The sequence below is a fragment of the Staphylococcus auricularis genome, assembly GCF_051172115.1.
Lineage (GTDB): Bacteria > Bacillota > Bacilli > Staphylococcales > Staphylococcaceae > Staphylococcus > Staphylococcus auricularis_A.
The window spans coordinates 1-17,312 of sequence record NZ_JBPIZN010000002.1 but is presented as its reverse complement, the minus strand read 5'-3'; the positions used below and the strand labels follow the sequence as shown (position 1 = coordinate 17,312).

General features: G+C 40.1%; 12 protein-coding genes. 1 reads left to right on the top strand and 11 read right to left on the bottom strand.

Translation table 11 applies throughout. The features are described from left to right. Window positions 1–388: 388 nt before the first annotated feature. From ACSBRB_RS04405 to ACSBRB_RS04355, 11 genes are all read right to left on the bottom strand, one after another. Window positions 389–1,552, bottom strand: coding sequence for a nitrate/nitrite transporter (locus ACSBRB_RS04405; RefSeq protein ID WP_150888230.1), 1,164 nt, complete (start codon window positions 1,550–1,552; stop codon window positions 389–391). Between the two features lie 504 nt (window positions 1,553–2,056). Next, window positions 2,057–2,710 (bottom strand): nitrate respiration regulation response regulator NreC, encoded by a 654-nt coding sequence (gene nreC / locus ACSBRB_RS04400; RefSeq protein ID WP_239206953.1) that lies wholly within the window; start codon window positions 2,708–2,710, stop codon window positions 2,057–2,059. Window positions 2,711–2,712: 2 nt separating this feature from the next. Next, window positions 2,713–3,756 carry a nitrate respiration regulation sensor histidine kinase NreB gene (nreB, locus tag ACSBRB_RS04395; RefSeq protein ID WP_435031806.1) on the bottom strand — a complete coding sequence of 348 codons (1,044 nt, stop codon included), beginning with the start codon at window positions 3,754–3,756 and terminating at the stop codon, window positions 2,713–2,715. A gap of 17 nt (window positions 3,757–3,773) precedes the next feature. Further along, entirely contained in the window at window positions 3,774–4,226 is a 453-nt protein-coding gene (gene nreA / locus ACSBRB_RS04390; protein ID WP_435031805.1) for a nitrate respiration regulation accessory nitrate sensor NreA, read from the bottom strand. A gap of 13 nt (window positions 4,227–4,239) precedes the next feature. Beyond that, a complete protein-coding gene (narI, locus tag ACSBRB_RS04385; RefSeq protein WP_059106238.1) occupies window positions 4,240–4,920 on the bottom strand; it encodes a respiratory nitrate reductase subunit gamma in 681 nt (226 codons plus the stop codon). After that, window positions 4,913–5,488 (bottom strand): nitrate reductase molybdenum cofactor assembly chaperone, encoded by a 576-nt coding sequence (gene narJ, locus ACSBRB_RS04380; RefSeq protein ID WP_059106237.1) that lies wholly within the window; start codon window positions 5,486–5,488, stop codon window positions 4,913–4,915. Before narJ ends, narI begins: the two co-directional genes overlap by 8 nt. After that, complete coding sequence (narH, locus tag ACSBRB_RS04375; RefSeq protein ID WP_435031804.1) at window positions 5,481–7,034, bottom strand: nitrate reductase subunit beta; 1,554 nt, start codon at window positions 7,032–7,034, stop codon at window positions 5,481–5,483. The genes narJ and narH overlap by 8 nt, the downstream gene beginning before the upstream one ends. Beyond that, window positions 7,024–10,707 carry a nitrate reductase subunit alpha gene (locus ACSBRB_RS04370; RefSeq protein ID WP_435031803.1) on the bottom strand — a complete coding sequence of 1,228 codons (3,684 nt, stop codon included), beginning with the start codon at window positions 10,705–10,707 and terminating at the stop codon, window positions 7,024–7,026. The genes narH and ACSBRB_RS04370 overlap by 11 nt, the downstream gene beginning before the upstream one ends. 298 nt (window positions 10,708–11,005) lie before the next feature. Then, window positions 11,006–11,836, bottom strand: a complete 831-nt coding sequence (locus ACSBRB_RS04365) for a CPBP family intramembrane glutamic endopeptidase (RefSeq protein WP_435031802.1) — start codon at window positions 11,834–11,836, stop codon at window positions 11,006–11,008. Between the two features lie 39 nt (window positions 11,837–11,875). Beyond that, window positions 11,876–12,208 carry a helix-turn-helix domain-containing protein gene (locus ACSBRB_RS04360; RefSeq protein ID WP_435031801.1) on the bottom strand — a complete coding sequence of 111 codons (333 nt, stop codon included), beginning with the start codon at window positions 12,206–12,208 and terminating at the stop codon, window positions 11,876–11,878. Window positions 12,209–12,597: 389 nt separating this feature from the next. Beyond that, complete coding sequence (locus ACSBRB_RS04355; RefSeq protein WP_435031800.1) at window positions 12,598–14,424, bottom strand: acyltransferase family protein; 1,827 nt, start codon at window positions 14,422–14,424, stop codon at window positions 12,598–12,600. A gap of 348 nt (window positions 14,425–14,772) precedes the next feature. Between ACSBRB_RS04355 and ACSBRB_RS04350 the strand changes: the two genes are divergently transcribed. After that, window positions 14,773–17,019, top strand: a complete 2,247-nt coding sequence (locus ACSBRB_RS04350; protein ID WP_435031799.1) for a LysM peptidoglycan-binding domain-containing protein — start codon at window positions 14,773–14,775, stop codon at window positions 17,017–17,019. Window positions 17,020–17,312 lie beyond the last annotated feature (293 nt).

Below are 17,312 nucleotides of genomic sequence, written 5' to 3'. Positions count from 1 at the left end.
AGTTTCGTTAGTTTTGACAGATTTTTATTTTTCATAGGCGTTGTCGTGTAACTTACTCCCTCAATTACACATGCTCCTTCCCTATTTCATACGCATCATACACTCCCATGTCTATATTGCGAGTTGGTGAAAATATATGATGCGATTGTGTTTTGATTACATACTTCTTCCTATTCTCGGTTATTTTTTTAAATATTTATTGAGAATCGTTTTCAATTATCATCTTATGAGACCGCTCACATTTTGTCAAATAGGGATGAGATTTTATAGACTTGGCTCAACTCAAAAACACCAATTCCTACTTAAAAATAGAAATTGGTGTTTCATATTCATTTTCAATATTAAGCTTTCATTTTCCCAAACTATCATGCGTGCCTATAACTCAAGCTTATTTCGCAGTGGCGTATTCTTTCTTGTACAGATGTAACATCGTTAAGAAAGCGATGACCCCGAACACTGCGAGTAAGATAAATGCGAGATGACTTGTTCCGGTTAATCCTGTGACGTATGTAATCACAAGTGGTGGGAAGAAACCACCTAAACCACCCATCATCGATACGACACCATTGGCTGAACCTGCTGCGCCTGTAAAGTATGAAGGCACGAGTTTGAAGATTAACCCATTACCTAACCCTGCACAGATACTGATTAATAAGCAGCCGATTGTAAAGAGAGCGATGTGACTGGATAAGCCTAAGATGACTGCACCCGCAATCAAGAATACAAAGTCTACCATCAAGGCTTTTACGGCATTGAATTTGTCCCCGATAATCCCTCCGAGTGGTCGAAGGAATGTCGCTAAGGCAATGAACACGCCTGAACGAATACCGGCATCGACCTTATCAATGCCAAATTGTTCTACGAGATAGTTCGGTAAGAATAAACCGAATGCGACAAATGCGCCGAAAGTGATAAAGTACCATAAGCTGAGATAGTACGTTTTATAGTTCGCAAATAAGTCTTTCATTTGTGATACGAGCGGTACTTTCACTTTTTTCTCGTTACCGTCTCCAAGGAAGAACATCAATATCGCAAAGAGTGCGATAAAGATTAAGTAAGAACGAACCGTTGTTTGCCATCCGATGATTCCTGCAATCGGTGGTGCTAAGAATGAAGATACGGCAGTCCCAATATTACCCATGCCGTAAATCCCGTTAGCTAAACCGACTTTTTCTTTTGCGAAGTATTTCGGTACTGATGTTACACCGACTGAGAAAATCGCGCCCCCAACACCTAGGAAGAAACCAGATGCCATTAACATGCCGGGAGATTGTGCTTGGCTTAAGAAGTAAATTGGAAATAATAAGATTATAAAACTACAGAAGAAGACCCATTTGGCACCGATGACATTGGTTAAATAACCAAACGGTACACGCAAAATAGACCCGAGTATGACAGGAATCGCTACGATAATCGATAACTGCCCCGCTGACATGTTGATGTCTTGTGAGATGTATGGCATCAAGGGCGAGATGATGCTCCAGGCCATAAATCCAACGACCAAACTCAACGTTTGTAATGTAAGCTGAAAACCACCTTTTGTCTTAAACATTTTTTCACCTTCATTGAATAAAATTCAGGTTAGTACATCGGTTGTAAGCGATTATCATACTGTGAGGCATGTGTCTGTCGTTCTGTTCTAGCAATGTACTAACGATAATTTTAGTCTAGAATAATTGTGAAAATATGAACATAAGGAGATCCCCTATCTTTAATCGGTGGTTTCCCTATACCTGAAACGGGGAGGTTATGAGGCCAGGATGTGCCTAAGTTTCGGGGGACTTCTACAACTGAAACGGCGAGATGATGAGACAAGGATGCACCCAACTTTCGGAGCTTCCACACCTGATTTAGCCATCTCACATGGCCAATTCGTGTCTAAATTTAGGAATCCCTCCACCTGAAATAGCAAACTTATAAAAGCCTTCCTCAGCTTGTCCATCCCCGCTACACCACCACGCCAAAGCATGATTGGGGTGTTTTTAATACTCAGTGGACAATCGCACCACGACAAAAAAGCAGGGACGTGAGAGACATCCCTGCTAATACTAACAATTTAAAATTCGAGTAGTTTCTTTTTCAATGCATATTCGACAAGCTCTGGCTTAGACTTCAAGTCGAGTTTCGTCATGATATGCGTTTTATGTGCCTCAACAGTTTTCACTGAGACGAATAATTTTTCTGCAATTTCTTTGTTGCCGTAACCTTTTGCGACGAGTGGTAGAATTTCAAGTTCGCGTTTGGATAAAATTTTAAATGGATCGTTCGTCGCTTCTTCTTCCGATTTCGAATTGTTCACAAACTCGTTGACGAGTGAGGTGGTCATTTTCATATCGACGTAAGTATCCCCTTGATACACGGTACGCACAGCTAACACGAGTTGTTCGTCGGGTGCGTTTTTCAATATATAGCCCTTTGCGCCGTTTTTCAGCACATGAAATAAATATTCTTCATCGTCATACATCGTTAAGATGAGGATTTTCGTATCTGGGAAGCTCTCGGCAATCTTACTCGTCGCAATCAAGCCGGACTCCCCTGGTGGCATACTCAAATCCATGATTAAAACATCGGGTTTGTGCTGCATGACTTTCTGATACGCTTCTCTTCCATCAGCGGCAGTATCGACGACTTCCATATCTTCTTGAAAGTTCAAAATCATTGAAAATCCCGTTCTTACTACTGCATGGTCGTCTGCGATAACTATTTTCAAATCTATTCCCCCAACATGTGCGAAATAGGTACATCGAGTGTAATAATGGTGCCCTTACCAAGTTGTGTATCGATGTTTACATTCCCTCGCACTAATTCTGCACGTTCATTCATGCCGTACAGTCCGAGCGCTGTGCCTTTAGGGCGGCTATGTGGATTAAAACCTTTACCCCGATCGATCACTTCCGCAATCAAGTGGGTATCCATATCTTGAATACTGACCTCAATTTGATCAACCCCTGCGTATTTTAACGCATTGAGTACCCCTTCTTGGACAATGCGATATACGACGGTTTCAATCTCACTATCGTAGCGGTTTTTTCCTGTATTGGATTGATAATTAATCAACAATCCATAATTTTCTTCAATTTGTTTAAAATAAGACTTAAATGCGGCGTTGAGACCGAGATCATCTAACGAAGAAGGTCTCAGTTCAACGGATAAGTTACGAATACTATCGATTAAATTAGACATCAATCCTTCGATATAATCCGTTTTATCGGTCATTTTTTCAAAATCTTGTTGATATTTTAATAAGCGGAGTTCAATATCAATATTTAACATTTCTTGGACGATACTATCGTGTAATTCACGCGAAATACGCTTGCGTTCATTTTCCTGAGCTGCGATCGTTTTACTGATCATTTGACGCTGATAAATCTTCTCTTGGCGTTCAATTTGTGGTGAAATATTGAGGAGCGTCAACGCATAAATACGTCGTGTCTCATCGATGCACTTGTATGTCGCAATAAAGGGTTGAACGGTGCCATCCACGGTCTTCACAAACACTTGAAAGCTTGAGTCATTCGGTGTCGTCGTATCGAGGAAACAGTTCACACAACTCTGGAGTGCATACTCATTCGTATAACCTTCACAGTGATTACAAATCGCATTTGGCATCATGCCGTAATTATTATCTTCTGAGATGATTTCTTTTGCGACATCATTCATCGCGATGACTTTACCTTCGTGATCGACAAACACAATCTTCTCATTTGTCGTTTCGTAGTATCGCTGTAATAATTGATCTAATTGTCTTTCTTTCATACGTTGCAATTGATCACCTACATTTCTTCACTAAATACGCTTAATCTACCCTTAATATCGATCGTTTGATAATGTGCAGGCAATGCCTTCCCGTTGCGTTGACCTAACAGTAAGACACCCCAGAGCTCTCCTTCAAACCATAAAGGGATGGCGATGACACTCGTTAAATTTTCACTTAACAAGATGGGGAATCTCACGCGATCTTTGTCTGGGACTTCTTGGCTGACATCTTCAATGATCATGCGCTTCCCAGTCTTCATGACATTGCCAGCGAGCCCTCTACCCTTTTTTAAAATAATCAGTTTATACCTTTCATTCGTATTCCCAGATACGAACTGCCATTTGATCGGTGCACTTGGTCGAAATAACTCAGGTGTTGCAATGGCTGCAAAATCAAAGCCTTCCGCTATTCTTAATTGTTCTAAATCATTTTGTAACGTACGCGTCTCCACATATGGTACAGGCAACAATCATTCTTCCTCTCTAACTGATTTTGTTCTTACGGTAAATGATGTATCTTCTATTCGCGTAAGTGAGTGGCACACTCCATACGTGGACCAATCGCGTGAACGGCCAACATGCTAAAATTGTAAATCCAAGGAAAATGTGGATTTTAAATGATAGCGGCACATCTACCATAAGGTTTGCATTCGGTGAAAATGTAAAGAGATGTCTAAACCAGATTGAAATCGTCTGACGATAATCAAAATCTGGTGCCACTGCGTTCGTTACTAATGTGGAGTAACATCCCATAAACAAAATCACAATTAATAGGAAATTAACAAACATATCTGATGCAGAACTGAGCTTTCTGACGTTCTTTATCGTCACTCTTCTTGCAGTTAATAACAACATACCTATTAACGTCATTATACCAAAGATGCTCCCAATATACACGGCACCGAAGTGGTATAAATGATTGCTCACGCCTAAACCTGAGATCCATTCTGCTGGTATGGCAAGCCCTACCACGTGTCCTAAGAATACCGGGATGACACCGAGGTGAAAGAGCAAGCTTCCCCATTTCAGACGTTTCTTCTCTATGAATTCACTGGATTTCGCAGTCCATGAAAATTGATCGTATTTATAGCGTGCAATGTGTCCGACGACAAAAATCGCGACGCATAGATATGGATAAATAATCCATAAGAATTGGTTAAGCATGCGAGCTCACCCCTTTAGGATCAGCAAGGCAAGCTTTGAGCGTTTCTCTCAATGCACGCACGACATGCGCATACGGGTTGTGTTCTTGTGCTAAATGATTGGCCATTTCATATGTACCATCTTCAATGATCATGATGACGAGTTGAATATTACCCTCAGCGCGAGGATCATTCTCCCAGTTCGCGACTTGTAAAAATTGCAGCATGAGTGGGAGATAATCCGATAGTTCGTTGTCTACCATTTTTAAGCCGAACATTTCATAAAGTACTTTGAGTTTCGCTAACATTTGCCCACGCTCTTTTTGGGTATCAAATTTGTTGTAAGTCATGTAGAGCGGGGCTTTTTTACTAAAATCGAATGTATCTGTATAAATCGCTTTGATTTCAGATAATGAATATTGCTGCATTTTCTCGTGGTATAATTTCAATTCTTCATAACCTGGATGGGACGGTTCGATCGTTTGTTGAAAGGTCTTCGGATGAAACGTTAATTTTTCGGGAAAATTTAATTGTTGCGCAATGTAACCGAGACTGTCTTGGTAATAGCGATAATTCGTTAAATTAATCACGGAAGATCCCTCCATAGAAATTATCATTATAAATTTCTTGTCCTGTCTTACCTGCGCCCACCGGTACACCACAGCCTTCACAATTTGCGCCAAAGTATTCGCCACCATAACCTTGACTACCTTGGGCACGATACGTATCTAGGTACGTTTCTTTATGAGATGTCGGAATGACGAAACGATCTTCGTACTTCGCGATTGCGAGCAAGCGATACATGTCTTTCATTTGTTGTTCGGTTAACTCAAGGCGTTCGAGTTTATGTGTTTCAAACGGTTTGCCTGTCACTTGTGCTCTCATATAGCTACGCATCATAGCCATGCGTTGTACTGCGAGTTTCACTGGTTTCGTGTCTCCTGCCGTAAATAAACTTGCGAGGTATTCGATTGGTAAACGCATTTCTTCAATTGCAGGGAAGATCATATCTGGATTTTGGCCTGCGTTTTGCCCTTCAAAATAACTCATGATTGGGCTGAGTGGTGGGCAATACCAAACCATCGGCATCGTTCTGAACTCTGGGTGTAATGGGAATGCCATTTTATATTCGATCGCTAATTTATAGATTGGAGAGTTCTGTGCTGCTGCGATCCATTCATACGTAATACCATCTTTTTCAGCTTGTTCAATGACATCTTCATCATAAGGATTTAAGAAGATGTCGAGTTGTTTTTCGTATAAATCTTTTTCATCTGTCGCAGAAGCCGCTTCTTGAACACGGTCTGCATCGTAAAGTAACACGCCTAAATATCTCATACGGCCGGTACATGTTTCGGAACAAACAGTCGGTAACCCTTCTTCAATTCTAGGGAAGCAGAATGTACATTTTTCAGCTTTATTCGTCTTCCAGTTGAAGTAAACTTTTTTATACGGGCAACCTGTCATACAGTAACGCCAGCCACGACATGCATCTTGGTCGACGAGGACGATACCGTCTTCATCACGTTTGTACATCGCACCTGATGGACAAGACGCCACACAACTCGGGTTAAGACAGTGTTCACATAGACGTGGTAAATACATCATGAATGTTTCATCGAATTGGAATTTGATATCTTCTTCGATGCGTTGAATGTTCGGATCTTCCGGGCCTGTCACATGTGCACCTGCTAAGTCATCCTCCCAGTTTGGTCCCCATTCTAAATCCAGCTTTTCACCTGAGATGAGTGAGTGTGCTTTTGCCACTGGAGAATGATTCCCTTGTTTCGCTTGTGTCAAATGTTCATAGTTATATGTCCAAGGTTCGTAGTAATCTTTAATCAATGGCATATCTGGGTTGTAAAAGATTTTACCGAGTGCAATCTTCGAGATACGGCTCCCTGATTTGAGTTGGAGTTTTCCTTTTTTATTGAGCACCCAACCCCCTTTATATGTTTCTTGATCTTCCCAGCGTTTTGGATATCCCATGCCTGGTTTCGTTTCTACGTTGTTAAACCACATGTACTCAGCACCTGGTCGATTCGTCCACGTGTTTTTACATGTGACGCTACATGTATGACATCCGATACATTTGTCTAAGTTCAATACCATTGCGATTTGTGCTTTAATCTTCAAGCCAATTGACCTCCTTCATTTTTCTTACTGCGACATAAACATCTCTTTGGTTTCCAATCGGACCATAATAGTTGAAGTGGTAACTGATCTGCGCGTAACCACCAACGAGTTGTGTCGGTTTCAAATGAATTCTTGTAGGTGCATTGTGTGAACCGCCTCGTGTATCTGTAATTTCTGATCCAGGTGTTTCAATATGTTTATCTTGTGCGTGGTACATGTACATCGTGCCACGTGGCATACGGTGAGACGTCACGGCTCTCGCTGTAACGACACCGTTTCTGTTGTAGACTTCTAGCCAGTCGTTATCGTTAATACCGTGCGCTTTCGCATCTTCATTGGATAACCACACGACCGGGCCACCACGGAAGAGCGTTAACATGTGTTGGTTATCTTGGTAAGTAGAGTGAATGTTCCATTTACCATGGGGTGTTAAATATCTAAGAACGAGCGCATCTTGTCCGCCTTTCACTTGTTTATCTCTCGTACCAAAGACCATCGGCGGTAATGTCGGTTTATATACAGGTAGACTTTCGCCGAATTGTTGGAAGACTTCGTGATCGATGTAGTAACTTTGTCTGCCAGTTAACGTTCTAAATGGTACAAGGCGTTCCACGTTCGTCGTAAAAGGTGAGTAACGTCTGCCGTTTTTGTTAGACCCTGGGAAGACTGCGGTCGGGATCACTTCCCTCGGTTGTGCTGTAATATTAAGGAACGATAATTTTTCCGCTTCACGCGCACTAGAGATATCTTTCAATTCCATACCAGTTTGCGATTCCAAATCCCCATATGCTTTTTGAGATAATTTCCCGTTCGTTGCTGAAGATACATTTAGGATCGCATCCGCAACTTTTCGTGCAGTATCGAGTCTAGGACGGTCATTTCTAATCGATTCCGTATCTTCGTCATTCCATGTACCAATCATGCTTTTCAGTTCTTGATATTGATCGTAAGCACTATAGCTCACACCGTGTGCACCGATCTTGCCATTTTCTAATAATGGGCCGAGTGTGACGTATTTATCGTAAATTTTTGTATAATCACGTTCGACGATTTTAAAGTTTGGCATTGTTTTACCAGGTACTGCTTCGATTTCACCTTTCGTCCAGTCTTTCACTTTGCCGTATGGTGTTGCGATCTCTTGTTTAGAGTCATGACCAAGTGGCGTCGTTACCACATCTTTATACGTGCCTAGAAGATAATCCTTCGCCATTTCTGACACGGCTTTGGCTAATGTTTTATAAATATCCCAGTCTGAGCGTGACTCCCATAATGGATCGATTGCTGGATTAAATGGATGGACGAACGGATGCATGTCCGTTGATGAAATATCGTGTTTTTCGTACCACGTCGCTGCAGGGAGTACGATGTCGGAATAAAGTGGTGTCGCTGTCATTCTGAAATCGAGCGATACGAGTAGATCGAGTTTACCGATCGTATCTTCACGCCATTTAATTTCTTCTGGTTTATCATCTTCGTTCGGTTCTGCCATGAGTCCTGATTTCGTACCTAATAAGTGCTTCATGAAGTACTCTTGACCTTTAGCGGAACTTGAGATTAAGTTCGAACGCCATACAAATAATGTCTTAGGATGATTTTTCTTCAAGTCTGGGTCTTCAATCGCAAATTGCGTTTCTTTAGATTTCACCGATTCAACGGCATTTTTAATGATCGCTTTATCTGAATCATCCCCATTTTCTTTTGCTTCCTCACCGAAGAGTAAACTGTTTTTATTAAACTGCGGGTAAGAAGGAAGCCAACCTAACCGTGCTGCTAAGACGTTGTAATCAGCCGGATGCTGATGTTTGATGTTGTTCGCGAGTGGAGATTTCAATTTATCGACGCTTGATTCTTCGTATTTCCATTGATCTGTCGCAAAGTAGAACCAGCTTGTTCCATTTTGGAGACGTGGTGCTGGAATCCAGTCTTTCGCGAATGCGACCGTGTTCCAACCTTCGATCGGACGACATTTTTCCTGACCTACGTAATGCGCCCAACCGCCACCGTTAACGCCTTGGCAACCGCACAACATCACGAGATTTAAGATTGAACGGTAAATCGTGTCTGAGTTAAACCAGTGATTAATACCAGCCCCCATGATGATCATGGAACGCCCTTCTGTATCGATCGCATTTTGCGCGAACTCTCTCGCAATTTGAATGACTGTCGCTTGTTTCACGCCAGTGATCTTTTGTTGCCAAGCCGGTGTATATTTCGAATCTGCGTCGTCATAAGATTGTGCTTCTAGTTCATGGTTAAAACGCTTGATACCATATTGACTCGCCATCAAATCATAGACCGTTGTCACTTTAACGCTTGAGCCATCTGCGAGTTGGATCGTTTGTGTCGGAATCGGACGTTCGAAGATGCCATCACCGTCACTGTCAAAATACGGAAACTGCATTGTTTCAAGTGCATAGGTTGAATCCACCATCGTCATAGCTGGATCAATCGGTGTGCCATCATCCGTTTCCAATTTCAAGTTCCATTGTTTGACTTCTTCCCAACGTTGCCCCATCGTGCCGTTCGGTACTACATAACTTTGGCTGAGTTGATCTAAAATGACAGGTTTCCATTCATTATTTTCACTGTCCATACCTAAATCGCTCGCACGTAAAAAACGACCTGCTTTATAGCCATTGTCATCTTCATCTAACATGATGATAAATGGCATGTCGGTATATTGTTTGGCATATTTAATGAAGGTTTCGTTCGGTTCGTCTTGATAATATTCTTGTAAAATGACATGCGTCATCGCTTGAGCAACCGCTGCATCAGTACCAGGATGTGGTGCAATCCAGTTGTCTGCGAATTTCACATTTTCCGCATAGTCCGGCGCAACAGAAACGACTTTCGTTCCTTTATAACGGACCTCAGTCATAAAGTGGGCATCTGGTGTACGTGTGAGCGGTACGTTCGAACCCCACATAATAATGTAAGAGGCGTTATACCAGTCACTGGATTCAGGTACGTCGGTTTGTTCACCCCAAATCTGCGGTGATGCAGGTGGTAAATCGGCATACCAGTCGTAGAAACTCAACATTTCCCCACCGAGTAAGTTGATGAATCGTGCACCTGCTGCATAACTGATCATTGACATTGCTGGGATTGGTGTAAATCCAGCGATACGGTCTGGACCTTCTTTTTTAATCGTATATAAAATTTGTGCTGCGATAATGTCTGTGACATCGCGCCAATTCGATCTGACGTGGCCCCCCATGCCGCGTGCTTCTTTGTATTTTTTCGCTTTCGTTTCATCTTCAACAATAGACGCCCAGGCTGCGATACGGTTACCGTTATTTTCTACGAGTGCTTCGCGCCATAAATCGAGTAAAACCCCTCTGATATAAGGATATTTCACACGTAACGGACTATATTCATACCATGAGAATGACGCCCCACGCGGACATCCTCTAGGTTCAAACTCTGGCATATCTGGGCCACAGCTCGGATAATCGGTCTGTTGGTTTTCCCAGGTAATAACCCCATTTTTCACAAATACTTTCCAAGAACATGAGCCAGTACAGTTCACGCCATGTGTCGTACGGACCACTTTGTCATGGCTCCAGCGTTCACGATACATTTTCTCCCATTCTCGACTCTTACTATCTAATACTGACCAGTTTCCATTAAATTTTTCAGTCGGTTTGAAAAAGTTCAATCCAAATTTTCCCATCTATATGTCCTCCCATTAAAAGGCTAAACGGCGATTGTCGTTTGTAATTGCGTACTCCGTGTTGTCTTAATTTCATTGTATGTTTTTTCACAAGTAAGAGGTATTAGGGAATTACCTAATTGGATAGGGAGAACCCCTGATTTTTATAATAAAAACCTAGAAATCATGTTTTAGTGGGTAAAATGAGGACTTTGATCGCAAAGCTGCGGAGGCTAAAAATATCAAATTGGTATATTTTGAGGAATAAAAAACACTCTTCTAAGTGTAAAACACGTAAAAGAGTGATAAAGGGATGACACTATGCTGTTTTTTTCATTTTATGTACAATAAGGAGCACTGCAATGACTATGATATAACTGATGATAGCAAAAATGGATGTATCTACACCGTAGCCACCGCCTGTAAACAAAGGATGATTTGTATCCATAATATATTGAACAAAACCGTAGTTCTCTTTTTCAGTAGTGATATGGATAAGGTCACTCATATTCCAAAACATATGTATGATGCAGCTGGCCCAAATGGAATGATACAAATAAGCAGTGACACCAAACATGATGCCTACCGTTGTTCCAGCTATAATTAATAAGAAAAATTCTGTAGCCGAAGAGATGCCATTTAAGATATGTACGAGTCCAAATAAAAAGGATGGTACAACAATGGCTACAACAATGTTGGCCTTGTCTTCGATGTATTTAAGTAGAACCCCTCTGAACATCGTTTCTTCAACAATCGGCGCGATGATACCACCTATAAATACAATTTCAATAAACATTTTGAAATATTCAACACCATTGTCTAAATCAGTCATCACAAATTCACCTGGCACGAATAGGACCATGCTACCAATCACAATGATAGGTGCTAAGATAGCTAAGCCGAGTGGTAATAGATAAATTCGGAAATGATTAACTCGAAAATAGGCTAAATCCTTTTTCAAACCTTTATTCACAAATAGCTTAATGAGTAGTAAAGCAACAACTCCATAGGTTAAGCCATGTAGAATGTACTCTAAACCACCCATATGAATGAAGTTCCATAACTGTCCTAACACCTGAGATAAAATGACAAGTACTAATAATACAAAAAATACACCAATTATTTTTAATACATTGATTAAAGCTTTCATTTTTTGACTCCTCCAAAATGATTTAAGGAGACTTATGTATTAGTTAAAAATAGAAGAAAGTGTGCCAGCTAGAATTAACGCTAAGATGATTACGACCCACCATTTTTGTGAAGTAAATTCCCAGAAGTTCATTTCATGAGATACTTTTACCGTTTCATCATTTTTAGATTTTAGTTCTTTGCCAGTAATTAATTGGTCTAAACTGACATGAAACAATTCACTTAATTTCACCAGCGTTTGTACATCTGATTCAAGCGTTCCTTGTTCCCATTTAGAGATAGTCTGTCTCGTAGTATTGAGTTGTTCTGCTAACCCTTCTTGAGTGAAGTCCATCTCTTTTTTATACTTTCTAATATTCTCTGATAGTTTCATAGATAAGTCCACCTCCCTTTCAACGTATCAAATCGTCATGTCACTTGCTGCATGTATTTCGGTGCACGGTGTCACTAAATACGTGCATGCTTGTTTAACGATGTCGCTCAAAAGCTGTCATTTCGATTTGCATCATGTTATTTATGTCATATGTTATGTGAGCTAGTAGGTACGCACGATGCCTTCAGACAAACCGAAGTCTACCCCGTACAATATATCGAATTACGATTGCATACTAGTATATTGGTGAATTTTAGAAAGTGTATATTCAATGTTTACCTCACTTTCATAAGCAAATGACAGACGAATTGTGTTCGATTCACCCCCGTATATATATCGGACCCCTCAAAAAAAGCCGTTACTTTATCGTAGCGGCTTGTTCCTTATCATTATCCATCTTTTGAATGTTCTTCAATAAGTTGATTTGTAATTAATTTTGAAAGTGCTTTGGAGCCTTCGTATTCAAGGTGAATACCATCGTATGCAAAGTATTTCGGATGGCCTTCTGACGCTTTGTACCAATCTACCACATGAACGTTTTGATGTTGTTTTGCTGCGGCGTGCATGAGTTGGTTCACGTGTTGCTCGTAATCTCGTGGCACTCGTACCGTCACGAGATAAATATTTGCCTGATCTACATGTTGCAATAATTCTTCTAATTGATCTTTGGTAAAGTCACCATTTGTACCGAGTTCTAATACGATATCATCATCTGAAGTATTATAGTCTTGGTATTGTCCTTCAATTAGGTCGCTTGCCTCAATCAATTGTCGTCCTACCTTACCATCAATCGTCGCATTAGACACCTTATCTTGGAATACAGCGCCGATATCAACCATGACAGAGTCACCGATTAACAGCGGACTTAAATCATCTGGTTGTACTTTATCCTCTTCATCCTCATCTTTTGTTGAAGCAGTTTCTTCTTCATTCTCTTTATGATCTTTCGTCGCATGTTTCGTTTCATTATTTGTAAAAGTGGACTGATGTTGAACCTGGTGTGCAGCTCCTTTTTCATCAAAATATCCACTAAACAGCATAATCGTTGGTGCTAATAAGAGTAATGCAAGTAATAATCGCAATGTTTTCTTATACTTAAGTGGATTTAACGAGAATGATTTCAAGCCATTTTTTCTAATTGGTTTTTCAATAAAGCGATATGAAAACTCAGTCATCACTATCATTAACGCTATATCTATGAAATAAGCATAGAACGGGATTTGTCCATTAACGAAATGACTATGTGTGAAGACTATAACTGGATAATGCCATAGATATAAACTGTATGACCGTTTACCTATGTATACAAACAAACGATTCCCGAGTAGTTTCGCAAAATAACCCGATGGATGGACAGCACTGGCAATTATAAATAATGTTAAGAATGAAATAACATAAAATCCGCCTTTATAAAGCCAACCATCTTCGTTACTGATTGTGAAAAAGAGTACGACAAGCGCTACTAATCCTGCGAGACATAGCACATCAATGAAGCCTTTTAACGATGGTGCAACATTTTTCCGCAAACGAAACGGAGGCCAAATCAACGATAAGAGCGCCCCTAATAACAACGTTTGTAATCTCGTATCAGTGCCGAAATAGACACTTGAATTATCCCCTTGAAAATCAGAGAGTAAGATCATGAGTTCAAGAGATAATAGTGATACCCCAAGCAAAGTTATAAATGTGATTTTTTTATCAGTAAATTTTAAGAAAATCAGTAAAATAATAGGATAAAATAAATAGAATTGTTCTTCTATCGCAAGTGACCATAAGTGTTTGAGAGGGGCGATATCGAATTGGTTAAAGTAATCTACATCTTGAAAAATATACCACCAGTTCGATACATAGACAACTGCCGCAAGCACATCCTTTTTGATGTCTAAGATAATACTAGGTTCAAACACGATGGTGTAAGTGAGCACGATAGCCAATAAAAAGAAGATAGCCGGAATCAGTCGCTTAATTCTGCCGCCCCAAAATGAAAGTAAATCAATCGTCCCTTCCCTATCAAATTCAGAAATTAATAGTGAAGTAATCAAGTAACCCGAAATAACAAAAAATGTATCTACACCTAAAAAGCCACCCGGCAACCATTGTGCGTTTAAATGGAAAATGATAATCGCTAATACCGCGACTGCCCTAAAACCATCCAACCCTGGTAAATACCGATGGCTATACAATCGTTTAGATCTACTCAAGTTTTCATGAGTCATAGAGAAACCATCTTTCTTTTTTATTTTTCTACTGTACGCAAAAACCAAGAGCCAAATCATTCTATTGTTTAAAAAATGAGTTCAACTTATTAACTATCCATCCAAGTAGGATCAAACTTTTACAAAATATTACTCCCAAGTTAAAAATATAACAATTGTGTTACATACACAATACTATCAAATTATAAATGTTACCCAACATTACTAGACGTTTTTCTCAAAAATATTTTGTTTTTACAAAGATTTACAGAATTGTAAATAAGAATATATATTTAATTTATAGAAAAACTATTTTAAACATGTAATACTATAAACGTAATATTAATTAATATAGAAAGGGAGTAACATATGAAAGCATTTTTTAATAAAGCAAATCGGTTTTCCATCAAAAAATTAACAATTGGTACAGCCTCAGTGGTAATCGGCAGTGTGTTATTTTTAGGATTTTCAGGAGAGGTTCAAGCCTCAGAACAATCAGATGAGGTCACAAGTGAACATTCAGATCAAGGGACAGATGATCTCAATGAAGACACTGACTCAACTGATGCAGTAGACGAAACATCTCGTGAAAATGGAGAAACACAACCAAACGAAGCAGAAAACGAAGCCATTCCCCAATCCGAAGCAAACACAGATACACCACAAGCTGAGGACACTGAAGCACATGAAGAAGTAGAAGAAGTTCCTTCAGAAGGCGAAGATGCGGACAACGTAACGACTGGACAAGAAGACACACAAGACGATAGTGAGACTGACGCACCTCAAGATAATCAAAACGAAGCAGATGAAAGTGATGAGGCAGCCGCTTCAGCTTCAAATGAATCTAAACAAGACGATACAGAAGAAGCACCAGCAGCTGAGAAAAAAGACGCAAGCTCAAACGAAGACGACCCTCAACTCAATGAAACTACCGCTACCGATGTCCACGAACAACAAATAGACCCACTACGTCAAAAGGAAATCGAAGAGCTTGAGCACGAAGAATCCGAAGTCACTGTTGATGACGAAGATGCAGATAACGAAGAAGCTCAACTTCAAAAAGAAATTGAAGAGCTCGAACACGAAGAATCCGAAGTTACTGTTGATGACGACGACGAAGATGATGAAGAAGCCCAACGTCAAAAAGAAATCGAAGAACTTGAACACGAAGAGTCTGAAGTTACTGTCGATGACGATGATGATGACGACGAAGAGACGCAACGTCAAAAAGAAATCGAAGAGCTCAAACATGAAGAATATGAAGTTAATGTCGATGACGACGATGCAGATAACGAAGAAGATGATGCAGACGACGAAGAGGCCCAACGTCAAAAAGAAATTGAAGAGCTCGAACATGAAGAGTCTGAAGTCACTGTCGATGACGATGATGCAGAAACAGGCGAAAACAATGATTTTGAAACTGATACGAAAGATGCTATCCTTAGTGCTAATCATACCAATTTAAAAGCACATCAAGATGAATTAAATACTTACTTAGCAGAAAATCACATCAGTGAAAAGACGATCCAATATATTAATGAAAACTGGGATAATATGAACGATAAAGCAATCTATCAAGCCATTCTTAAAGATTTCAATGATAAAACGAACAAATATAAAACATTTGCAACGACTCCTACTACCAGTCGCTCACGTGCAACGGATGCGATATCTAGAGAGGCAGCCCCTGAGAAAACCATGGACTATACAGTCGAAGAAGGCGACTTTTTAGGTGGCATTGCGGATAAATTTGAAACGTCGACTGAACATTTACAAGAACTCAATGACATCCCGAATCCTGACGTCATTCATACTGGGCAAGTGTTGAAAGTGCCAGATCACTCAAACGCTGAACCCCCTGAGCCTCCAGCACCTGAAGCACCTCAAGTCAAAGATTATACCGTAGAGTCAGGAGATACTTTGAGCGGTATTGCTGGAAAATTTGATACTTCTACAGAGCACTTACAAGAGTTGAACCATTTACCTAATCCGGATCAGCTCGATGTAGGTCAAGTACTCAAAGTCCCTGATACTGGCGCAGCTGAGCCTGCAACGCAACCGCCTCAACCTGAACCTGGTAACGATGCGCAACTCGTTACGATGGACCAATTACAACGATTTGGTTGGAATGCTGAAGATCTCAACGAACATTTCTTAAATGACTTAAATCATGCACTTCATCGATATCAAATCAATACACCTCCGCGCATCCAACACTTTATGGCTCAAGTGGGAGAAGAATCCTCGTTAGGTCAATTCAGAACAGAGCTTGTTGATGGCACAGGCTATGAAGGGGTGGAAGAAATTGGTAATACACAACCTGGTGATGGACCGAAATATAAAGGTGGCGGCTACATTCAACTTACTGGAAGAAGTAACTATACTGCTTTTTCTCAATCTATGGGTGATCCAGAAATTCTAAATCAAGGTACCAATTATGTAGCGGAAAACTATCCATGGTCTAGTGCAGCATGGTTTTGGGACAGTCGAAACATCAATAGCACTGTAGATAATGGTGGCAGTGTCGTTGATGTAACGCAAATTGTAAACGGTGGGCAAAATGGTTATGATGAACGTTTACGACTATACGAAAAAGCAAAAACGATTTTTGTATAACAGCTCTACGTTTTAAAAAAACACAAAAGTACCCCATTTACATCCCCCGAAAGAGAGGTTGGAACTTGATTAAGTTCCAACCTCTTTTTTTATATTCTGCTCTATTTGCCGCATGATTTTTTACATATTTATTTTTTTATATTGCATAGCAACCTTTTTATGATATAATTGAAAGTAATTATCAATTACGATACAACTGAATAGGAGGATTTTTTAGGTTCTGTTGCAAAGTTGAATTTATAGTATAATTTTAACAAAAAGGAGTCTTCTGTATGAACTATTTCAGATATAAA

Excerpts from the sequence above, each read along its gene's own strand:
- ACSBRB_RS04360 (WP_435031801.1), bottom strand. The coding sequence starts at position 12,208 with ATGAAACTATCAGAGAATATTAGAAAGTATAAAAAAGAGATGGACTTC.
- ACSBRB_RS04365 (WP_435031802.1), bottom strand. The coding sequence starts at position 11,836 with ATGAAAGCTTTAATCAATGTATTAAAAATAATTGGTGTATTTTTTGTA.
- ACSBRB_RS04370 (WP_435031803.1), bottom strand. The coding sequence starts at position 10,707 with ATGGGAAAATTTGGATTGAACTTTTTCAAACCGACTGAAAAATTTAAT.
- nreB (WP_435031806.1), bottom strand. The coding sequence starts at position 3,756 with ATGAAAGAAAGACAATTAGATCAATTATTACAGCGATACTACGAAACG.
- ACSBRB_RS04355 (WP_435031800.1), bottom strand. The coding sequence starts at position 14,424 with ATGACTCATGAAAACTTGAGTAGATCTAAACGATTGTATAGCCATCGG.
- ACSBRB_RS04405 (WP_150888230.1), bottom strand. The coding sequence starts at position 1,552 with ATGTTTAAGACAAAAGGTGGTTTTCAGCTTACATTACAAACGTTGAGT.
- narI (WP_059106238.1), bottom strand. The coding sequence starts at position 4,920 with ATGCTTAACCAATTCTTATGGATTATTTATCCATATCTATGCGTCGCG.
- ACSBRB_RS04350 (WP_435031799.1), top strand. The coding sequence starts at position 14,773 with ATGAAAGCATTTTTTAATAAAGCAAATCGGTTTTCCATCAAAAAATTA.